General features: G+C 45.7%; 22 protein-coding genes. 7 read left to right on the top strand and 15 right to left on the bottom strand.

Going from position 1 to position 20611, the window contains the following annotated elements:
• Position 1: 1 nt before the first annotated feature.
• Positions 2 to 511 (bottom strand): LPS-assembly lipoprotein LptE, encoded by a 510-nt coding sequence (locus tag C8D85_RS05290; protein WP_133560304.1) that lies wholly within the window; start codon positions 509 to 511, stop codon positions 2 to 4.
• 47 nt (positions 512 to 558) lie between these two features.
• On the bottom strand, positions 559 to 3006 hold the full coding sequence (gene leuS, locus C8D85_RS05285; protein ID WP_133560302.1) for a leucine--tRNA ligase: 2448 nt from the start codon (positions 3004 to 3006) through the stop codon (positions 559 to 561).
• Positions 3007 to 3165: 159 nt separating this feature from the next.
• Here leuS and C8D85_RS05280 point away from each other — a divergent pair, with 159 nt between their 5' ends.
• The gene (locus tag C8D85_RS05280) at positions 3166 to 3573 is read left to right on the top strand and encodes a hypothetical protein (protein ID WP_133560300.1); all 408 of its coding nucleotides are present in this window, start codon (positions 3166 to 3168) and stop codon (positions 3571 to 3573) included.
• 103 nt (positions 3574 to 3676) lie between these two features.
• Here the strand turns inward: C8D85_RS05280 and lnt are convergent, their stop codons facing one another.
• Genes lnt through miaB form a run of 5 tightly spaced genes read right to left on the bottom strand, consistent with a single transcriptional unit; the run spans position 3677 to position 8996 of the window.
• Positions 3677 to 5233: an apolipoprotein N-acyltransferase gene (lnt, locus tag C8D85_RS05275; RefSeq protein WP_133560298.1), complete on the bottom strand. Its 1557-nt coding sequence runs from the start codon at positions 5231 to 5233 to the stop codon at positions 3677 to 3679.
• 1 nt (position 5234) lies between these two features.
• Positions 5235 to 6101, bottom strand: coding sequence for a CorC family transporter (locus tag C8D85_RS05270; protein ID WP_133560296.1), 867 nt, complete (start codon positions 6099 to 6101; stop codon positions 5235 to 5237).
• Between the two features lie 11 nt (positions 6102 to 6112).
• Complete coding sequence (gene ybeY / locus C8D85_RS05265) at positions 6113 to 6574, bottom strand: rRNA maturation RNase YbeY (RefSeq protein ID WP_133560294.1); 462 nt, start codon at positions 6572 to 6574, stop codon at positions 6113 to 6115.
• 2 nt (positions 6575 to 6576) lie between these two features.
• Positions 6577 to 7629 (bottom strand): PhoH family protein, encoded by a 1053-nt coding sequence (locus C8D85_RS05260; RefSeq protein ID WP_133560292.1) that lies wholly within the window; start codon positions 7627 to 7629, stop codon positions 6577 to 6579.
• 8 nt (positions 7630 to 7637) lie between these two features.
• The gene (gene miaB, locus C8D85_RS05255; RefSeq protein WP_133560291.1) at positions 7638 to 8996 is read right to left on the bottom strand and encodes a tRNA (N6-isopentenyl adenosine(37)-C2)-methylthiotransferase MiaB; all 1359 of its coding nucleotides are present in this window, start codon (positions 8994 to 8996) and stop codon (positions 7638 to 7640) included.
• A 184-nt stretch (positions 8997 to 9180) separates the two neighbouring features.
• On the opposite strand from miaB, the gene C8D85_RS05250 reads away from it, so the two are divergent.
• Complete coding sequence (locus C8D85_RS05250) at positions 9181 to 9873, top strand: hypothetical protein (RefSeq protein ID WP_133560289.1); 693 nt, start codon at positions 9181 to 9183, stop codon at positions 9871 to 9873.
• Positions 9874 to 9888: 15 nt separating this feature from the next.
• On the opposite strand, the gene C8D85_RS05245 is transcribed toward C8D85_RS05250, so the two are convergent.
• Positions 9889 to 10347, bottom strand: a complete 459-nt coding sequence (locus tag C8D85_RS05245) for an EVE domain-containing protein (protein WP_133560287.1) — start codon at positions 10345 to 10347, stop codon at positions 9889 to 9891.
• Between the two features lie 131 nt (positions 10348 to 10478).
• Here C8D85_RS05245 and C8D85_RS05240 point away from each other — a divergent pair, with 131 nt between their 5' ends.
• The 3 genes from C8D85_RS05240 (at position 10479) to C8D85_RS05230 (ending at position 12841) form a co-directional block, all read left to right on the top strand.
• The gene (locus C8D85_RS05240; protein WP_133560285.1) at positions 10479 to 11579 is read left to right on the top strand and encodes an HD domain-containing phosphohydrolase; all 1101 of its coding nucleotides are present in this window, start codon (positions 10479 to 10481) and stop codon (positions 11577 to 11579) included.
• A 104-nt stretch (positions 11580 to 11683) separates the two neighbouring features.
• Complete coding sequence (locus C8D85_RS05235) at positions 11684 to 12547, top strand: histone deacetylase family protein (RefSeq protein ID WP_211342124.1); 864 nt, start codon at positions 11684 to 11686, stop codon at positions 12545 to 12547.
• 45 nt (positions 12548 to 12592) lie between these two features.
• On the top strand, positions 12593 to 12841 hold the full coding sequence (locus C8D85_RS05230; RefSeq protein WP_133560281.1) for a hypothetical protein: 249 nt from the start codon (positions 12593 to 12595) through the stop codon (positions 12839 to 12841).
• A 20-nt stretch (positions 12842 to 12861) separates the two neighbouring features.
• Here the strand turns inward: C8D85_RS05230 and C8D85_RS05225 are convergent, their stop codons facing one another.
• On the bottom strand, positions 12862 to 13194 hold the full coding sequence (locus tag C8D85_RS05225) for a cupin domain-containing protein (RefSeq protein ID WP_133560279.1): 333 nt from the start codon (positions 13192 to 13194) through the stop codon (positions 12862 to 12864).
• Between the two features lie 82 nt (positions 13195 to 13276).
• Complete coding sequence (locus tag C8D85_RS05220; RefSeq protein ID WP_133560277.1) at positions 13277 to 13753, bottom strand: LabA-like NYN domain-containing protein; 477 nt, start codon at positions 13751 to 13753, stop codon at positions 13277 to 13279.
• A gap of 93 nt (positions 13754 to 13846) precedes the next feature.
• Here C8D85_RS05220 and C8D85_RS05215 point away from each other — a divergent pair, with 93 nt between their 5' ends.
• Entirely contained in the window at positions 13847 to 15028 is a 1182-nt protein-coding gene (locus C8D85_RS05215; RefSeq protein WP_133560275.1) for an AAA family ATPase, read from the top strand.
• Positions 15029 to 15459: 431 nt separating this feature from the next.
• Complete coding sequence (locus C8D85_RS05210; RefSeq protein WP_133560273.1) at positions 15460 to 15744, top strand: hypothetical protein; 285 nt, start codon at positions 15460 to 15462, stop codon at positions 15742 to 15744.
• An 80-nt stretch (positions 15745 to 15824) separates the two neighbouring features.
• Here the strand turns inward: C8D85_RS05210 and C8D85_RS05205 are convergent, their stop codons facing one another.
• The 5 genes from C8D85_RS05205 to C8D85_RS05185 are packed head-to-tail and all read right to left on the bottom strand — an operon-like array spanning position 15825 to position 20610.
• The gene (locus C8D85_RS05205; RefSeq protein WP_133560272.1) at positions 15825 to 16277 is read right to left on the bottom strand and encodes a phosphatase domain-containing protein; all 453 of its coding nucleotides are present in this window, start codon (positions 16275 to 16277) and stop codon (positions 15825 to 15827) included.
• A complete protein-coding gene (locus tag C8D85_RS05200; RefSeq protein WP_133560271.1) occupies positions 16274 to 16828 on the bottom strand; it encodes a histidine phosphatase family protein in 555 nt (184 codons plus the stop codon). The genes C8D85_RS05205 and C8D85_RS05200 overlap by 4 nt, the downstream gene beginning before the upstream one ends.
• Before the next feature lie 2 nt (positions 16829 to 16830).
• Positions 16831 to 17895 carry an MBL fold metallo-hydrolase gene (locus tag C8D85_RS05195; protein ID WP_133560270.1) on the bottom strand — a complete coding sequence of 355 codons (1065 nt, stop codon included), beginning with the start codon at positions 17893 to 17895 and terminating at the stop codon, positions 16831 to 16833.
• On the bottom strand, positions 17879 to 18925 hold the full coding sequence (locus tag C8D85_RS05190) for an ABC transporter ATP-binding protein (protein ID WP_133560269.1): 1047 nt from the start codon (positions 18923 to 18925) through the stop codon (positions 17879 to 17881). Before C8D85_RS05190 ends, C8D85_RS05195 begins: the two co-directional genes overlap by 17 nt.
• Positions 18907 to 20610: an ABC transporter permease gene (locus C8D85_RS05185; protein ID WP_133560268.1), complete on the bottom strand. Its 1704-nt coding sequence runs from the start codon at positions 20608 to 20610 to the stop codon at positions 18907 to 18909. Before C8D85_RS05185 ends, C8D85_RS05190 begins: the two co-directional genes overlap by 19 nt.
• Position 20611 lies beyond the last annotated feature (1 nt).

Raw genomic sequence — 20611 nt, 5'->3', positions numbered from 1 at the left:
CTTAGAACGAGGCAAACCTAAGGTCGTACACCAGCTCATCTGCAAGTTGCTGACCTGCTCGGCTCATTTGCTCCGCATTATAGGCCGCTTTTAAGCTTTGCTCTGCGTCTTGGTTATTTAGCATCAATGACGTACTGATAGTGCGTGGTCCCCACAGGGCCTTACCTTCTTCATCACGGATGAAATATGTCAACGAAAGGCGACGTTCGACTTGAGTCACATCGTTATCACTTGCCCGCGCTAAAACGGTATCTTCAGCTGTCAAAGGGTTAGTCTTCAGCTCACGTAGTGTTTCGGATGGCTCGGCATCGACAATCTTGATGCCTGCTTGTGCTAATGCGATGCGAAGGTCACGGTTAAAATCTTGTGAACCAGGGCCTAATGACAACGTAAGTTGTGACAACTCCGGAGCCAAGTTTGCTTGGTCACGTAGCTGAAAACCACAACCTGTAAGAATCAACGACAAACAAAGTAATGGCGCAAGCCATAAAGTACGAACATGTAATGACATATCTTATCCCTAATATAAAGGGGGTAGGATCACTACCCCCAAGTCACTTAATTAGCAACAATGTTAACCAAACGTCCTGGAACAACGATGACTTTACGAACTGTTTTGCCATCGATAAATTTCTGAACGTTAGGGTTAGCAAGTGCTTGAGTTTCCACTTCCTTGTTGTCTGCATTAGCAGACACTGTGATTTCTGCACGCTTTTTGCCAAGTACTTGAACAACGATGGTTAGTTCGTCTTTAACAAGTGCGGCTTCATCCACTTGTGGCCATGGAGCATTAACAACATCGGTACCGTGACCTAGTTCACTCCAAAGTTGGTGCGAAATGTGTGGCACGATTGGAGAAAGCAAAAGAACCGCTGCTTCAAGTGCTTCACGCTCTACAGCAAGGCCCAGCTCAGATTTGTCTTCGAATTTACTGATCTCGTTGCAAAGTTCCATGACCGCAGCGATGGCTGTATTGAATGTCTGGCGACGCTCAATATCATCACTTACTTTACTGATGGTTTCATGGGTCTTACGACGAAGTGCCTTTTGATCGCCATTTAGCGCTTCTGCATCCAGTTTGCCCGGCGTGCCTGCATTATTATGGCGGTATGCCAATGACCATAGGCGGCGTAGGAAACGTGACGCACCGTCTACACCTGCATCGTTCCACTCAAGTGATTGCTCTGGTGGCGCAGTAAACATGATGAATAGACGAACTGTGTCGGCACCGTATTTCTCGATCATCTCTTGAGGGTCAACGGTGTTGCCCTTAGATTTCGACATCTTAGTACCGTCTTTGTTTACCATACCTTGCGTTAGTAGGCGCTTGAATGGCTCGTCAGATTTTACAAGACCCGCATCACGTAGCAATTTGTGGAAGAAGCGCGCGTACAACAAGTGCAGGATTGCGTGCTCAACACCACCGATGTATTGGTCAACTGGAAGCCAGTAGTTTGCTTCTTCAGTCAGCATAGCATCGTCTGACTCTGGGCAGCAGTAACGGGCGAAGTACCAAGACGATTCCATGAAGGTATCAAAGGTATCTGTCTCACGCTCAGCAGGCTGACCATTGTAAGTCGTAGCAGAGAATTCAGGGTTGTTCTTAATTGGCGAGTTAACACCGTCCATCACAACATCAGTTGGCAGTTCCACAGGTAGTTGGTCGTGTGGTGTTGTTACTACTGTGCCGTCTTCAAGGTTAATCGTAGGGATTGGTGCGCCCCAGTAACGCTGACGGCTTACACCCCAGTCACGTAGGCGGTAGTTAACTTTACGCTCACCAATGCCTTTTTCTGTCATGAAAGCTGCAATCGCATCAAATGCTGCTGCGAATTCAAGGCCGTCGAATTGACCTGAGTTGCACAGAATGCCTTTCTCAGTGAAAGCTTCTTTCGCTAGATCGATCGCTTCATCACCAGCTGGCTGGATAACTTGCTTAACAGGTAAACCGTATTTTTCTGCGAATTCGTAATCACGCTGGTCGTGTGCAGGCACAGACATTACGGCACCTGAACCGTAGTCCATCAATACGAAGTTTGCCGCGTAAACGGGTACAGATTCGCCAGTGACTGGGTGAACGGCTTTAAAGCCAGTGTCCATACCTTTCTTCTCAACCGTTGCAAGGTCTGCTTCCGTTGTAGAAGTGTGTTTGCTTTCTTCAACAAATGCCGCTAACTCGGCATTGTTTTCTGCTGCTTCTAGAGCAAGAGGATGCGTTGCCGCAACCGCAACGTAAGTGACACCCATCACAGTGTCTGGACGAGTTGTGTAAACTGATAGACGCTCTTCTCTGCCTTCAACGGCAAAGCTGAACTCAAGGCCTTCTGAGCGGCCGATCCAGTTACGCTGCATCGCTTTAACTTTTTCTGGCCAGCCGTCTAGTTGGTCTAGATCATTTAGCAGCTCTTCAGCGTAGTCAGTGATTTTGATAAACCATTGTGGGATATGCTTGCGCACAACCTGTGTGCCACAGCGCCAGCAGCCACCATCTTCAACTTGCTCGTTCGCAAGAACAGTTTGGTCTTCTGGGCACCAGTTCACGGCAGAGGTTTTTTTGTACGCTAGGCCTTTCTCTACTAATTGAGTGAAGAACCATTGCTCCCACTTGTAGTATTCAGGTTTACAAGTCGCGATTTCACGATCCCAATCGTAACCAAAACCTAGTTTCTTCAACTGGCCTTTCATGTACGCGATGTTTTCATCGGTCCATTTTGCTGGTGCTGTTTTGTTTTTGATTGCAGCGTTTTCAGCAGGCATACCAAATGCATCCCAACCCATTGGTTGCATTACGTTTTTGCCCAGCATACGCTGGTAGCGAGAGATCACATCACCAATGGTGTAGTTACGCACATGGCCCATGTGGAGTCGACCACTTGGGTAAGGGAACATAGATAGGCAGTAGTATTTTTCTTTACTTGAATCGGCTACCGCTTTAAATACTTTGTTTTCATCCCAATAGCTTTGTGCAGCGGTTTCAATTTGCTGCGGACTATATTGTTCTTGCATGTGCTTTGATCATCCCGTAATAGGCGTTAAGTTTGTTTGGCGACTTAATACTGTACATCGCTTGAATGCGAGTTTCGCCAACAGAAAAATGAAATATCCGCTATTTTATATAGATGGGGCGCACTTTAGAAGGCGCATAACGATGGAGTTGTACAATCTATGAAAAAAGATACTGATCAAGACCTAGATTTGGTGCAAGAAGCCAAAAAAACACTCGAAGGAGCGAAGAATTGGTTTCTTGAAGACGTGGAACTGATGAAAGCCTATTGGCATGATCAAATGGGGTATATGGAAGCCTGGGTCGATGCCAATTGGCATTTGGTGCAAGACCAAGGCGAAGAGCTCGTAGAAGACCTAGATAAGCGGGAGGATGCTGCGTTGCTTTGGCTTATTAACCATGCCAACAGCAATCCAGTACCATTGGAGCAATGTGTCGTCGCTGGCAAAGAGGCCGATGCTGGGCGCTATATTTGTATGGACTGCGGCCATGAAAATCGCCATGAGGGTGGATCATTGGCGACTTGTGAGGTCTGCCATTACGGCGTCATGTACTACCAAGGTGAGTAAGGGAATTGTTCCCGCCCCCAAAAAATAAATCAGGTCGTACGAGCCACCTCCTGATGGCGATAAAGCATCGTATCCCAATGGAATTGGCTCGTACGGCAGGTTGTTATTGTCGGCTGGATAATTTGAAACTTGGTAATGCGCCTAGACCTGCCAGCAAGGCGAGTAATAGCCAAAGGGCTAGGTTGCCATGCATAACATACGGTGTGTTTCCGCTCACTGTTGAGATCTCCCCGGTCAGTGTGGCGCGGACAAATTGTGGTAGCTCACTCTTGATGTGACCATTGGTGTCGATAATTGCGCTGACGCCAGTATTAGTCGCGCGTATCATGTAGCGTCCCGCTTCTTTCGCGCGAAACTGTGCAATTTGTAAATGTTGTAATGGGCCAATGGAGTGTCCAAACCAGCCGTCATTGCTGATAGTCAGTAATACATCGCTGTCGCGAACCATCGAGCGTACGAGTTCTGGGTACACCACTTCATAGCAGATAAAGGGGGCAACGCTTAATTCGCCTGCTTGCAGAGTGGGCTGGTTGCTAGGTCCCTTACGGAATTGCGACATGGGCATGCCAAACAAATCAAAGATAGGCCCAACCCAATCCGCTAAAGGTACGTATTCGCCAAAAGGGACAAGCTTCTGCTTTTCGTACATGCCAAAGCCATTTCCTGTGGCCCAAACCCCATTGAAATAACTCTTACGCTCTGCGTCCCAAATTGGCACACCTGTGATGACGGTTGTGTTCTGTTGTGCTAAATCTTCAGAGAACGGTTTAAGATATGGCTGAACTTGGTGCAGTTCATAAGTAATGGCTGTTTCCGGCCAAATCACGATATCACTGCTAATGTTCTCAAGCGTTGCTTGCTGATAATACGTTAGCGTTGGCGCGGCATTTTCAGGGAGCCACTTTTGATCCTGAGAAACATTGCCCTGCACTAAGGTGACTTGCTTGGTATCTGTTTCAGTGACATAGCTTGGAGCCGTAAACGTTAGCAGACCTGCTGCACTCCATAACAGTCCTGTAACGACCAAATAACGGCATTGTTTAAACATTAATGCGGTCGCAATAGCCGCAGAAGTTAGTGCAACTAATGCGCTGGCGAACCAAATACCACCTATAGGTAGGAACTCAAATAGCCAGTTTTTCTCGATAATGTAGCCTGGTAACAGCCACGGAAAGCCTGTAAAAAGTGTGCTGCGTAGCCATTCAAATAGCAGTATGGTCATTACAAATAAAGGGACTCTGAAGGCCAAATTTAATTGGGTACGCAGTTTAAAATACGCTGCCCCAGCGAAAGCCCAGTAAATAGATGCCGCCGCAATCAAGCCAAAGGTGATTAAAATGGCAATTGGAAAGCCTACTTGGCCGAAGTTGGCAATGCTCACGTATACCCATGAAATTCCACTGCCAAATAGCCCGAGAGCAAAGCTAAAGCCAAAGGCTGAAGCATGTTTTGCGGAATGAGCGCCTTGCCAAGCAAGCATGAGATATGCGGCAGCCAGAATATAAATTGGCCAAATATAAAAAGGCGCAAAACTTAACGTAGATACTGCTCCGAGTAGCAGCAAAGCAATAGATTGCAGGAAAGGGTGGTTGGTAAAAGAATGAAGGAGGCGCAAACGCCACCCCAATACATCCGTTGTTAAGGTGGCGTTGGTGTTCATATTATTCAGTATCGTCTTCGCTTAACTTTCTGACTTGTAAAGTTTTGACACGGCGGCCATCTGACTTCACAACATTGAAATGGAAGTTTTCAAAGGCAATTTCCTCACCGCGAGAAGGCACATGACCAAACTGCTGAACAATGATGCCGCCAATAGTGTCGAATTCTTCTTCACTTAGTTTAGCATTGAAGTGTTCATTGAAGTCTTCAACAGAAACCAGAGCGGGTACGAGGTAAATTCCAGGCTCATCTGTGCTTTGAATGTCTTCGTTTTCTAAGCGGTCGGTTTCATCTTCGATTTCACCAACGATTTGTTCCAGCACGTCTTCAATCGTTACTAAACCAGATACACTGCCGTATTCGTCCAAAACAATGGCCATATGGTAGCGCTTGGTGCGGAACTCATTGAGTAGTACGTTTAGGCGTTTACTTTCAGGGATAAAGTTCGCTGGACGCAGTCTATCAAGAATGTCTTCGAGCGTAACCTCACCTTCTTTGAAGAGCAAAGGCAGTAAATCTTTGGCTAACAACACCCCGAGAATCTCATCAGAGTCTTCACCCACCACAGGGAAACGTGAGTGAGAGGAATCAATCACTTTTCTAATGGAGGTTTTAGGGTCGTCTTCAGATTTGATAACAACCATTTGTGATGGTGGAATCATGATGTCGCGCGCTTGCACTTCAGAAACATCCAAAGCACCTTCTGCGATGGTGTAGGCATCACGATCAATCACTTCTGATTTAACTGCGGTTTGAAGTAATTCAATAATGTCCTGACGGCTGCGAGGCTCGTCATGGAAGGCTTGGGCAAGACGCTCAAACCAAGATTTCTGCTGATCGTTAGAACTTCCCGATCGGTCTTCGCTCATGGTGGTGAAACTCACTCGTTAACTAAATAAGGGTCAGGAATGGATAATGTCGCTAGAATTTCAGTTTCAAGCGCTTCCATTTCCTCTGCTTCATCGTCCTTTATATGATCATAACCACGTAAATGCAATATGCCGTGTACAACCATATGTGCCCAATGATGTGATAAAGGTTTTTGTTGTTCGATGGCTTCTTGTTCAACGACCTGACGACAAATCACTAAATCACCTAGCAAAGGCAGCTCAATCCCTTCAGGGACTTCAAAAGGAAACGATAAAACGTTCGTTGGCTTGTCTTTGCCGCGGTATTCAAGGTTTAGCTCATGGCTCTCAGCTTCGTCTACCAAGCGAATAGTGACTTCAAACTCACCATCACTGGGCAGTGCAGCTGATGTCCACTTTTGAAAATCAGCTTCGCTTGGTAGGTTATCTTCGCTTTCAGTTGCGATCTGCAAGTCTAAATACAGTTCTGTCACGTTTATTGACCTTGATCAGTATTTTGCGCAGCTTCACGCTCAGCACGTCTTAGTGCCTCTTTCTCTTTGCGCTCAGCTTCGGCTTCTTCATCGAACTTATCGTAGGCTTCTACGATGCGCTGTACCAATGGGTGTCGAACCACGTCTGAAGAAGAAAAGTGCGTCATGCTAATGCCATTCACATTGTCGAGTACATGCATGGCGTGCGCTAAGCCTGAGTTTGTGCCACGAGGTAAGTCAACCTGAGTTTTGTCACCCGTGATAACTGCAGTAGAACCAAAGCCGATACGTGTTAAGAACATCTTCATCTGCTCTCGAGTCGTGTTTTGACTCTCGTCTAGAATGATGAAGGAGTTATTCAAAGTACGACCACGCATGAAAGCCAATGGCGCAATTTCAATCACGTTTTTCTCAATCAGTTTATCGACAAGTTCAAAGCCAAGCATTTCATACAATGCGTCATAAAGAGGACGCAGGTAAGGGTCGATTTTTTGCGAAAGGTCACCCGGTAAGAATCCCAGTTTTTCACCTGCTTCGACGGCAGGGCGAACAAGCATGATGCGTTCAACACGGTCGGCCTCAAGGGCTTCTACGGCACAAGCAACCGCCAGATAGGTTTTACCAGTACCTGCAGGACCGATACCAAAGTTGATATCGTGCTTACGAATTTGCTGGACGTAGCTCTGCTGGTTTTTACCTTTAGGTTTGATGTAAGCCTTACGGGTTTTGATCACTACTTGGCCATTATCCGATTTGCCTTTCGAAAGCGATTCAATAGCACTTTCTTGTAGGTAAAGATGGATGGCTTCTTTGGTGATTTCCTTTTGTGCAAGGGCTTCACGGTAAACACTTTCTAGTAGCACTTTTGTCGCGGCAACGCGCTCATTATCATCGCCAGAAATTTCGAATAATTCACCACGATGAGAAATAGAAACGCTTAGACGTTGCTCGATTTGTTTAAGGTGCTCATCAAACTGGCCGCATAATGCAGCCAGTGCTGGAGCCTCAGCAGGCTCCAAACGAATTTGTTGGGTTATAACAGATGTTGTGTCCAAAATAGACCTTATTTGTTTAGTTCGAAGTCGGCGTCAAGCTCAGAACTGACCAGCTCGCCCAATAATGAATTAGGGTACGCATCAGAAATGACGACGTCTGCAAATTTGCCGATCAGAGCAGGGTTATCCGCAGGGAAGTTCACGATACGGTTATTTTCAGTACGACCTTGTAACTTACCTGGATCACGTGGAGAGTAGCCGCTTACTAGAATACGTTCAATGTTGCCAACCATTCCTAGACTAATGTCGTAAGCCTGTTGGATGATACGTCGTTGAAGTATCGCAAGGCGCTCTTTCTTCACTTCTTCTGGCGTCGTGTCATCAAGCTGCGCAGCGGGAGTACCAGGACGCTGGCTGTAAACAAAGCTGAATGAATGATCAAAGCCGATCTCTTGAATCAGATTCATGGTGTCGATGAAGTCCTGCTCAGTTTCACCAGGGAAACCAATAATGAAATCAGAAGACAAGCTAATGCCTGGACGTGCTTCTTTGATTCGATTGATCTTGTCGATGTAAAACTGACGGTCGTGGCCACGTTTCATGTTGGCCAATACCGAGTCAGCGCCACTTTGTACTGGTAAGTGAAGATGACTAACCAGTTTTGGCTCGGTACGGAAAGCTTCAATTAAGCTGTCAGTGAACTCAACAGGGTGCGAGGTTGTAAAGCGAATACGTTCAACACCAGGAATCAGTGCCACAGCATGAATTACATCCGCTAGATCCATTTCGTCGCCATCTTCGTTTTCGCCACGATAAGCGTTAACGTTTTGACCCAATAAATGAATTTCACGTACACCTTGCTCAGCCAGTTGGACCACTTCTTTGATGATGTCTTCAAAGTGACGGCTTACTTCTTCACCACGAGTGTAAGGTACCACACAGAAAGTACAGTATTTACTGCAACCTTCCATGACCGATACAAACGCTTCAGCACCATCCACTTTTGGCGCGGGAAGGTGGTCGAACTTCTCGATCTCAGGGAAGGTAACATCCGTAATAGGGATAGCATTGGCTGCTGCATCGACCATTTCTGGAAGTTTATGCAGCGTTTGTGGGCCAAAAATCATATCGACGTGTTTAGCACGTTTACGGATGTTGTCGCCTTCTTGAGAGGCAACACAACCACCTACACCGATTTTCAGGTCAGGATTTTTCTCTTTAAGTTTTTTCCAGCGGCCAAGTTGGTGATATACCTTATCTTGTGCTTTTTCACGGATTGAACAAGTATTTAACAGAAGAACATCTGCCTCTTCTGGGTTGTCCGTTAATTCCATTTCGTGAGAGTCACCAAGAAGGTCAGCCATACGAGATGAATCGTATTCGTTCATCTGACAGCCGTGCGTTTGGATAAAGAGTTTTTTCGCCATGTAAAAAGTAAACCTAGTAATATGTGAGTCATGTGACTTTGGCGCACATTATATTGAGGTTTTGGTTCGATTCCCATAGGGTGGAGCCAAGCTATACAGGATTTTCAAGATTGCTTCGTCTACAAGGATAGCGGGCTATGGAAAACTGTTTCGATTTTGTCATTTTTATAAGGTCTTAAAAATCGTGATGAAGCACTTATATTTTGCAGCTTTGCTGGGGGGCGCTTTAGTGTCAACCGCTCATGCTGATGGAGAGTTACCAAACTTTGAGCTGGCGTTAGGTGGCGGTATTGCGAAAACAGAGCCTGCGTTTAATATCGATTTGACCATTAATATTCCGATTACAGAGCGGTTTTCGTCACAGATAAACTTAGATAGTGACTACGTGTTTAATGACACGGTTTATGAAGATTATTCCATGTCTGAGTTTAATGCGATTGGCTTTTACCGACGTGATGACTGGCGTTTAGGTGTGGGTCTTGGGTTATTGGAGAAAAAGTCTCGTGATGATTCGTTTACGACAGAGCGTGTTGGCATTGCTCGATTTTTAGCTTCTTACTACTGGCAAGATGTGACATTGGACTGGCAATACGCCAATTATAACGATGAGTTTGATCGAGCGGTTTCTATGGAATTGGGAGCTATTTGGTATCCTGATGCGATTCGACGCATTGCTTTGTATGCCGAAGACCAAGTAAAAGGCACAGGTTGGCGCTTAGAATCGTTTATTCAGCCTGAGAAGCGCCGTAACCAATTAGCGTACGGCGCTATCTTACGAACAGGGGAAGGGGACTCATTTCCTTATGTGGGTCTAGAGGTGCGTTACTTCTTTGACCGCACCATGACCGTCAAGCAAAGGGACAGATCGTTCCATTAGTTCAACTTATGTAACTCAGATGTCGCCTAGTTTGTCTTTGATAACTTGCCAGTAGTTTTCTTCTACTGGCATGACACTGAGTCGGCTGCCTTTCGTGATTAATGGGAAGCCTGCTAGCTCAGGTATGCTTTTTAATAGGGTCAAAGTCAGTGGTTTTTTCAAAATGCTAGCGAAGGTCACTTCAATCTGATCCCACCTAGGTGCTTCGGGAGTAGACTTGGGATCGTAATAGGAGCTTTCAGGGTTCCAACAGCTGGGGTCTGGGTGAGCTTCTTTAGAAACCTGTGCTAAGCCCACGATCGCTGGTACTTTACAGCTTGAGTGGTAAAACAAAACCGTATCTCCAATACGCATGTCTCTCATAAAGTTGCGTGCTTGGAAATTACGTACACCATCCCAATTCTCACGTTGTCGATGCTTTAAATCATTGATCGAAAACTCGTCCGGCTCAGACTTCATTAACCAAACTGCCATACTTATCCTATTCTTAAATTGTTGATCTTTGCAGAAAGATACATTCATTTTGTTCATTAAGCGAAAGATAGTCACTACAATGAAATGGGTTAAGTGAAATAACCGGATGTTTGGGTTTGATTGGATAAACTATGAATCAATTTGCTTGCAAAGAGTTCTCTGCTTTAGACGCAGAGCTAAAAGATGACTTGCTAGAGTGTTACGTGGAAGCTCAGCAAGAAATCGAAGCGATTGTAAATGATATTGAATCAACTGGCTTTTCTCATGAAAAGCTAGACACCTTGTTTCGCTCTCTTCACAGTATGAAGGGCAACTGTTCTGTTTGTTTTCTTGATCCGTTAGTGGATGCTCTACATCGTTTAGAAGAAATCGTAGACGGTATGCGTGGTGGATACATTGCATACGACTCATTGCTAGGCGAACTTATTAACTTGGTATTAGATCAAGTCTTATATCTACTTCGCCAGTTGCATCAGCATCACGGTGCTGATCGTGAGCCACTGATCTTCCTACAATCCTACCTTGATAAAATTTATGCCGAAGAAGATCAGCAGACGCGCATTGATTTAGCTGATAGTTTCTTGCGAAAAATGAGCGACAACAATATTGAGGATGAGGAAAACGAAGAAGCTGATAGTCTCGTCGTAAAAGTGGATTACGCTGATGAGCAGTTAGAAGATATCCAACACTTTCGACAGTTGAGTTATCGACTAAATAAGTTGCTAGGCTATTCACCTGAACGTGGTGAGCGTATCCTCAAATTGAGTCTGCTGATTAATCAAGAATGCTCGGATCCTGTCGACAAAGCACAGCTTTGCGCCGCGGCGTACATGCATAATATGGGATTAGCCATGATCCTTAAGTGTGGCGATGATGAGGACGCTAAACAACATGCCGAGCAAAACCACCCAATGGTTGGCGCACAGCTCATGTCCAAACATGAGGGCTGGGAACAGGCGTCAGAAATGGTCATGGCTTACAAAGAGCGCTTTGATGGTTCCGGTTATCCAGAGGGGCTGGTAGGTGGCATGATCCCACAAGGTGCGTTTGTCCTTTCAATGGCGGTAAAGTTCATTGATGTGGTGTGGGGGAAATCTGGCGGTGAGTACAAAAAAAGTGCCATGAGAGCCATTCAAAAAGTAAACTCAGAGAGTGGTAAAGGCGTACCGCCGCATTTAATTGATGCTTTTAACCGTGCGGTGAGAAAACTGCTGGTGGCGAAGAACCGATAGCGTTAAGGTTAAGTTTTTATGCGACTTGTTGTTCTGCTTTGAAGTTACCTCTCGTTTACCATCCTCATTACAGTATCCCTTTTCCAGATGGACATCGATTCCCGATGGCCAAGTTTCGGCTTCTGTACGAACACTTAATTCAACTCGAAATCCTTACGCCTGATAACTGCCATGAACCGAGCCCCTTGTCATTAGCTACGTTAATGAAAGCTCATCAGCCTGATTATGTGCAACGATTTATTCGTGGGCAGTTATCGACAGAAGAGGTGAAAGCCATTGGTTTGCCTTGGAGCGATTGGCTAGTTGAGCGAACACTGAGAGCAGTATCTGGAACATTGCTCACCACAGAGCTTGCTTTGCAATATGGACTAGCGTGCCATCTGGCAGGGGGAACACATCACGCATTTCCTGATAGAGGTGTTGGTTTTTGTATCTTTAACGACTTAGCCGTCGCGGCGACGCATCTGATCGAATCCGGTAAGGCGACTAAAGTCATGATCATTGACTGTGATGTTCATCAAGGGGACGGCACCATTGCCTTTTTTCAAGATATGGAAACTGTATTGCCTGTGTCATTCCATTGTGAAGAAAACTTCCCTGCTGACAAGCAAAGAGAGGGCATTAATATTCCTGTGCCAAAAGGTACGGAAGACCAAGCCTATTTACGTATTCTAGAAGAGAATATCCCTAAACTATTGGACCAGCATTCACCAGATTTTGTTTTGTACGATGCAGGTGCTGATGTTCACAAAGATGATCGATTAGGCTATGTAAATTTATCGGATCAAGGGATTTTGGCGCGTGACAGATACGTGATAGAGCAAGTATTAGACCGAGGCTTGCCAATCGCATGTGTGATCGGTGGGGGATATGATCATAATCATCAAAAAGTAGCTCAGCGGCATAGTCTGTTGCATCAAGCTGCCCACGAGATTTGGCAAGAGCGAGACATGGGGCGAGTCAACTGAGACTGTGCTATAACTAATGATCGGAATAAAAGCTAAAGGTGTTGTATGCAAATTTCATCTAATGGCGGTCTGTATTATGGCCAATTAGGTCTGCAAAGAAGCCAACAAAGTTTAGACCAAGCCAGCGCAAAAGTAGCAGAAGCGAGCACAAAACGTACTTCAGATGGTGCCAGAGAGGGTATTCAAAGTGGTTTGATTGACGCTAAGACAAGTGAAATTAACGCCAAGGCAAACGCACGAGTCATTGATACTTCCAATGAGATGCTCGGAACCTTAATTGATATCAAAGCGTAATCAACAGGTGGCGTAATACATTACTCTTCCATCTTATCAAAATACATAGCTAGCCAAATCGTTGCTACATCAGCGGAAGTTTTAATGACTCGATGCTTAGTGTGTGCTGGTATCGTAATATGATCTCCAGGCTTTAATGTAACAATGGTTGCGTCCTCAAAAGCAATTACACCGTACCCCTGAATAACCGTAACCCACTCCTCTTGGTCTTGATCGTACCAGTTCGTATCAAGGGAGCAGCCTGCTGGGGAGACAATATGTTTTAGTGAGGCGTTCGTGGTAGAGGCAAGTGGTGAAAATTGCTCTGTCTGACTGAGAACATGGTCTGTGTTAAAAAGATTCTCGATCTTCATGGTACATCCTGTTTTATTGTTATATTTCCTAAATCTAAACTATTTCAAGCTATTAAGATACTAAGCTATTGTTATGGTTAGGTTATTTATTAAGTAATAGGTCCTGCTCAATAGGGATAAATGTTGTCGCAGCGTGTATTAACGAGTCCGCCGTCAAACTTGGTACGCCATAGACTTCCACCTTCTTCCCGTAAGATTTTGCCTTTTCGACTAGTAACTCGAAATCCCCATCCCCTGACACTAGGACTAAAACATCAATATGTTGGAGACTTTCCATAACATCGATTGTGATGCCAACGTCCCAATCCCCTTTAGCTGAGCCATCTGCTCGCTGGATGTAGGGTTTGGTTTTTACGTTGAAACCAATGGCGCGTAGAATGTTTTGAAAAGAGCGCTGCTGAGGATCACCTCGGTCAATGGCGTAAGCGTTAGCTTGGTAAAGAGATCGATCTGAGAGAGCTGTTTGCCAAAAGTAGTTATAATCGAAGCGTTTTTGATACGCTTGCCTTGTGGTGTAGTACACATTTTGTACGTCCACGAAAATTCCAACGGTTTGCATTAAATGACTCCTTAATTCAGGTAGACGTTACCTAGTTATTAAAAGAAAGCAAAGTATGAACGCGTTAAACTGATCCAAAGGAAGCCATTTCATATGATCAAAACCTTAGCCATCCAAAATTACCGATCCATTATTAACTTAACCATCCCTATGGGGCAGCTAAATTTGGTCACGGGTGAAAATGGCAGCGGTAAGTCTAATCTCTACAAAGCACTGCGATTACTGGCTAAAGTGGGGGAGGGTGGCTTGGTGCGCTCCTTAGCAGAAGATGGTGGTTTGGAGTCGGTGTTTTGGGCTGGCCCAGAACAAATTTCAAAACGAATGCGCAATGGCGAAGTACCTGTACAGGGTGGCCCAAGAAAAACCAAGCGCCAACTGAGGTTGGGGTTTTCTGGTGAAGACTATGGCTATGCCGTGTCACTTGGTTTACCAAAATTTGGAGTGGCAATGCCGACCACATCTGAGACGCTGTTTAAACTTGATCCTGGGATCATGCGTGAAACGATTTGGCATGGTGATTATTACCGACCTGCTAGTGCTTTGATCGATCGACAAGACAATGCCATCAAATGTCGTAATGGCCGAAGCTGGGAAGTCATTAATTTCCATACTTCAAGCTTTGACTCATTATTTGAAGTGGCGGCAAACGCGGTTCAAACCCCAGAAGCATTCTTAATGAAAGATCGCATTAAGAAATGGCGTTTCTACGATCACTTTCGTACTGACCAAGCCGCGCCTGCACGTCAGCATCATTTGGGAACCTTCACGCCAGTCCTGCATCATGATGGCAGGGATTTAGCCGCTGCTCTACAAACCATTTTAGAAATAGGGGATGCAGAAGCATTACACAGCGCAATTGACTTTGCTTTCCCTGGTTCCAGCATTGATATTGAGAGAACCCAAGAAGGTCGCTTTATTCTCTATTTTTACCAGCACGGTTTACTAAGACCGCTAACCGCCTCTGAACTATCCGATGGAACATTGCGTTATGTGCTTTGGGTAGCGGCCTTGCTCACGCCACGACCACCGGAGCTAATGGTTTTAAACGAGCCAGAAACAAGCCTACATCCAGATCTGCTGCCTGCGCTTGCGCGTTTAATCCGCTACGCTGCTCAGCATTCACAAATGTGGGTCGTTTCGCATGCATCGCGCCTTATTGCAGCTTTAGAACAAGACGAGCAATGTCACTCGATACGCTTAGAAAAAAGCTTTGGGGAAACCATGATCCCTGATATTGATGTTCTAGATCTACCTGCTTGGCATTGGCCGAAGTGAGTACTATCGATAAGTTTGATCATTACTGATCAAGTTTATTGATTTCAAATGAGTAAATGGAATACACCTATTTCAGCTTGGTTACAGTTTTAAGGATGAATATTGCATTCATCCTTAACGTTTTTTTGACCTCTTGCTGTTTAAGTGATCGAAGGTATGCTGAAAATTTTGTTGATCATAAACATTTTTTGCGATGTTTAATGAATAGCGGATGTCATGCTCAAAAGTTCCATAATCCATTCATTTATCCTAAATTAAGATTGATTTAACGGTTTGAAGGAAGCATTTGGGAACACTTTTTAGACCTCTTTTTTTATTTTCTAGGCGGTCTAATATTCACCTTATCAAAACGAATTAAGCAATGTGCTTAATTCTTAACAAGTTTAAAGGTGTAGTAATCGACAGCCTAATGACAAATTAAAGGTGAAATTATGAACTTCAAAACTCCTGCATTAATCGCTGCTCTTGCTTTAACTGCCTCTGCTTCATTCGCAGCTGGCGATGAGAATAACCTTCTTGATGATTACCTAGATGCACAAGCACACGCTAAAGCATTGTCAGCACAGCTTGAGACTATGGGTGTTGAGTCAAATCCAAACGTAGAATTTAACTCTCCAGCAACGTTGTCTCAGAAGCTAGATGCTTATCAAGACAAAATTGATTCGCTTCAAGCTGAATTTGATGCGCACAACACAGCAGTAACTCAAGCTAACTAATATTGAGTTAACGCTTAAGTTAAAGCCGAAAAACAACAAAGCCCCGACAGGTACTCTGTCGGGGCTTTGTTGTTTTGGGATTAAAAATTTCCCGGCGCACACTGTAGGCAAGTCAGCCCCAGCTTACGCCATTGTTCCACCACTGCGTCACGGTCATCAAGCACCATCCAAGGCTCAAACCCATCTGCATGAATACGCTCAAGCAACTGTTTTTTTACTTCTTCATCTGGCACATGATCCGCATCTAATGGTCTTAGATAAACGCCATCGAATGGGATGTTGTTTTGTTGCATCCAGGCTTCAGAATGTCGCTGGTGACTTTCTGGGCGACCTGAGCAGATTAGAATCTTTTCGCCACTATTTTTTAGGATATTGACCAGTTTAAAGACATTTTCAATCACGGGGGCGTCTTTCATGTGATCAAAGAAAGGGTCCCATTGCTTCTCTTTGCCTAGCACCCAGTCTTTGACAAAAACGGGATCGAACTCGGCTAATGTGCCATCTAAATCGACGATGACTGCACTGTGTTTCATAATGAATGTCCTCTGTATGGAATAAGTTCCCAGCGATTGCCTCGACCACGTTTGGGCTGCACGATGATTGGCTCAATATTGCCAATACGTGGACCTTCTGGCGTGCCGAATAGGGAATGATGAATGGCTCTATAAATGCCTGAGTGAGCGATGATTAAAGGGTGATCGTATTGCGCCAAAATATGATTGAGGGTATCGATGCTGCGAGCATAAAAATAATCCCAAGGCTCACCGTTTTCAGGCGTTGCGAAATAGTCGGTTGCGTCAGGGATAGGGCGTCCTTCAAGGCTGCCCCAGTCTCGCTCTCGAATGCCCTTGAAATGTTTCAAATCATGTCCCGGAACGGCGAGTTTGGCGGTTTGAATGGTGCGTGTTAAATCGCTAGTACACACGGCTGACCAAGACTTATTTAGCAACTTGGCGGCGCTTTTAGCCTGTTGTTCACCAAGCTCTGATAAATGGCTATCGGTACTGCCGCCAATGCGTTTAGCAGCGTTAAAGTTGCTTTGTGCATGGCGAGCAAATACAAACGGTTTCGAGATAAGTTGCATAGTTAAAGTTCGATTATTGACGTTGCTAGAAGATGTTCGCCTAGGCGGTAGCGCCATGCGTCGATATCTTCGATGGGGCTAAAGAGAGGCACACAGCGCTGACATTGCAATTGATCCATCACGCGCGCGATGTCTTGGCTGGTTGGGTGAACATTCCAACGGACAAAGTGCGCTTTTCCTTCGGAAACGGCTTGTCTCGCGTGAGCGGGAAGGTGCCCTGTATAGATCACGTTGTACTGATCAGCGTGTTCCAATAATCGTCCAGCATCGCCAGAGAAGCCTTCGGGATCGCCGCACAAGATAATCGGTGCATGGTCATCAAATTTACGGGGGGCAATATTAGACGCTAGCTTTTTGAGCGCTGGGCAAACCAGCTCATCCGAGACTTGAGCGATGTTATGAGGTTGTAGACAGTCATTGCCTAACACCCAATCTTTAATACCTTGTTGTTCAAACCAACAAGCCATTTCCAGTGCTCGACCGCTTTGCGGAACGGGCATCAAGTTAGGCTTTTCTGTTGAAAGCACAGACAAGATATTTTGCTTCGCCTGATCTTGAGTTTTTTCGTATAAACCGTAAGACGCATCTAATAATGCCGTTGCCGCTTTGGGCGGCCGGTCAAACGGAAACAGTTCGGATTCTAGGCAGAAATCCCCGCTGTAAAAAATGCCGCCTGCGATGTCCAAGTGCAGCCACACGCCACCAAAAGAATGGCCGGCACAGCCTGTTTGAATCTGAACACCGTAAATATCAATCTTGCCTCGGTTTGGTAATCGCTGAATTTTTAAATGCTTCGGCAAATAGGGAATGACTTGCTCCGTTGCATACACAGGCACCGATGCAGGGACGTCGATTAATCCACCTATATGATCCGGATGATCGTGACTGATAACGATGGCATCGACATCCTCGGGGAGTTGCCAGCCTTTATCTGAGAGGCCTTCTAGTGAACCGCCTGCATCGAGCAGTAAGTGCACAAGTTGGCCATTTTCTAATTGGGTTTTAACGGAAATCGCAGCTGCGGCCTTGGTGCCAAAACCACTTAAAACATTAATGGTCGTGGTCATGGGAAGGCTCTAAGGTCCAGGCTTGTTGAATCGATAACTGACGTGTTGAGCCAATCGTTAAAGGCTCTGTGTGGTATGCGTGCAGCGTGTCGCCATTTTCAAGTTCCAAGAAAATATCGTAACGTTCTCCACGGAAAATACATTCGCGAACCGTGCCTTGTAACATGTTGGAGGTAGCGGACAAATCAACATGTTGAGGGCGAACCAGCATTCGGCCATGATGTCCTGTTTGATCGTACAATAGCCCGATTACATCAGCAGAAGTCAGCAGTTGGTTACCTAAAACCGATTGGCAACGCAGGATCGAGCCTTGGCCGATGAAGTTTGCTACCCATTCATTACTTGGTTGAGCGTATAGGTCTTCAGGCGTACTCCATTGCATCAATTGGCCATCTTTTAATACGGCAATTTGATCCGCCAAAGCCATTGCTTCCGCTTGATCGTGAGTCACATAAACCATGGTGGCGCCAGTACGGCGGTGAAATTCACGGAAAGTGATTTCCATGCTTTCGCGTAAATGACGATCAAGATTCGCGAGAGGTTCATCAAACAGAATTACATCTGGCTCTGTCACAAGGCTACGAGCGAGTGCTACACGTTGACGCTGACCACCGCTTAATTGGCTAGGTAAACGGTCTTTGAAATCGTTAAGCTGCACAATATCCAAGGCGTCTTGTACGCGTCGTTGATAGTTTTGACGATCCTCTTTCTGGATTTTCAACGGATAGCCTACGTTTTCCATCACGGTCATGTGCGGCCATAGAGCATAGGATTGAAACACCATACCAAAGTTGCGCTCTTCCGTAGGTAAGTGAAATTTCGCGCTCGAAAGGCACTGATCTCCGTGCTGAATATCGCCAGCTGAGACGGTTTCAAAGCCTGCTAACATGCGCAATATTGTGGATTTGCCACAACCACTTGGGCCAAGCAGTGCGACAAACTGCCCAGGTTCAATGGTTAGTGAAAGATTATCGACGACTGTTTTATCGCCGAAAGACTTGCTGACTGCGTTTAAACTGAGTCGTGCCATGGGATTACACCTTTTGGTAAGCGTGGCGCGAGTAAGCTAAGACAGGCCATCAGCGCTGCCACAAGTAAAACAACTAATACGGAAATTGCAGACGCTAGAACGGTGTCACCGCTTTCGTCCAAGTTAAAGATCAATACACCTAGGGTTTCATTACCAGCACTCCAAAGCAGAGCCGATACTGTCAGTTCATTGACTGAGATAAGAAACACTAGGATGGCACCAGCAAAGAAGGCGGGTGCGGTAAGCGGCAGAATGATATGCACCAAGCGCTGTATTGCATTAGCGCCGGCTAACTGTGCAGCTTCTTCTAAAGCTTTGTCCATCTGAGACATAGCGCTATAAATCGGTTTTAAGCAGACACTCAAAAAGCATGACAAATAGGCAAGGAAGATAATGCTCATGGAACCGTAGATGCTCACACCGAGAATAGGCAGAGGGCGTGCAAACAGCAAAATGAAAGCAATGGCCAATACAATGCCTGGAATGGCATAAGGCACTTCGATCAAACTGGTCACAAGGATACGCACCTTAAGCGGCAGTTTTAGCAAGATGTAGCTAAGTGGTAAACACAAGCACATCAAGACAACGGAAGCCGCTCCAGCCAGCAACAAACTATTGCTAAACGCTCTGGCCGTCACACCTTGGTTCGCAAGCATTTCAATGTAAGCAGAGACAGTGAACGTTTGACTGTTCAATGGCATGCCTAAAGCTGGCACAAATGAACTGACGACAAGCGCAATGCATGGCACCACTAAAATCATTAGCAGTATCAAGCCAAGAGCGGTTTCAGTCGGTAGGCGCCATTTACCTAAACGAAATGACATATGGCTTGAGCTGTGTCCCACTAATGCGTATTCGCTGCGCTGTTGTAGCCATTGCTGCATAATCATCCCGCCTAGAACAAGAAACGAGATCAGCATGGATAAACCAGCTACTTCGCTCAGCATACCTTGGCCAAAGCCGGCCATCTTTTGATAAATCAGCGTCGGCAGAACCAAGTAATTCACGGGGATGCCAAGCATGGCAGGGATACCAAAGTTGCCCAATGATGAGACAAACGCCAGTGCTGCACCTGCGATTAAGGCGCCACGGGTGAGCGGCAAAATGATATCGATCCAAATGGCTTCTTGTGAGGCACGAGCAACTTTAGCCGCCTCAATCAGATCTTGAGGTAAGCAAAGCAGCTGAGTGCGCAAAGCAAGGAATACCAGAGGTGCATTCTGAATGCCCAATAGCAGAGCAATGCCCTCTGCAGAGTACATTGGGTTTGGACTACCCAGCGCAGGTGCCACGCCAAAGGTATTCAAAATAGGACTGGCTGGGCCGAACAGCTGAAGCCAGCTCAGTGCCGTGACTTGTGGTGGAATCATCATCGGCAACATAAACAGAAATACCCAAATCGCACGGGCACGGATATTGGTCAGGGTGACAATAAAGGCAAACCCTGCACCCAATACTACGGCGATTAATGTGCCTAAGCCGGAGGTATAAAAGCTGTTACGAAAAGCCGTCCATGTTTGACTACTGCGCATCACTTCACTTAAGGGAGACTGCACGTCAAATTGCACACCCTTTAAGGCTTCCATGATGAGTCTGACGCTGGGTAATAAGCTCAGCAAAGCAATCAGGAGAAAAATCGAAAAGGATAGCCAGCGAAGCTGGCTATCGGTGTTGCGTAGGTACATC

The organism is Marinomonas communis, from assembly GCF_004363305.1.
Lineage (GTDB): Bacteria > Pseudomonadota > Gammaproteobacteria > Pseudomonadales > Marinomonadaceae > Marinomonas > Marinomonas communis.
The sequence above is the reverse complement of the archived record's forward strand: the minus strand, read 5'-3'. Positions and strand labels throughout refer to the sequence as shown.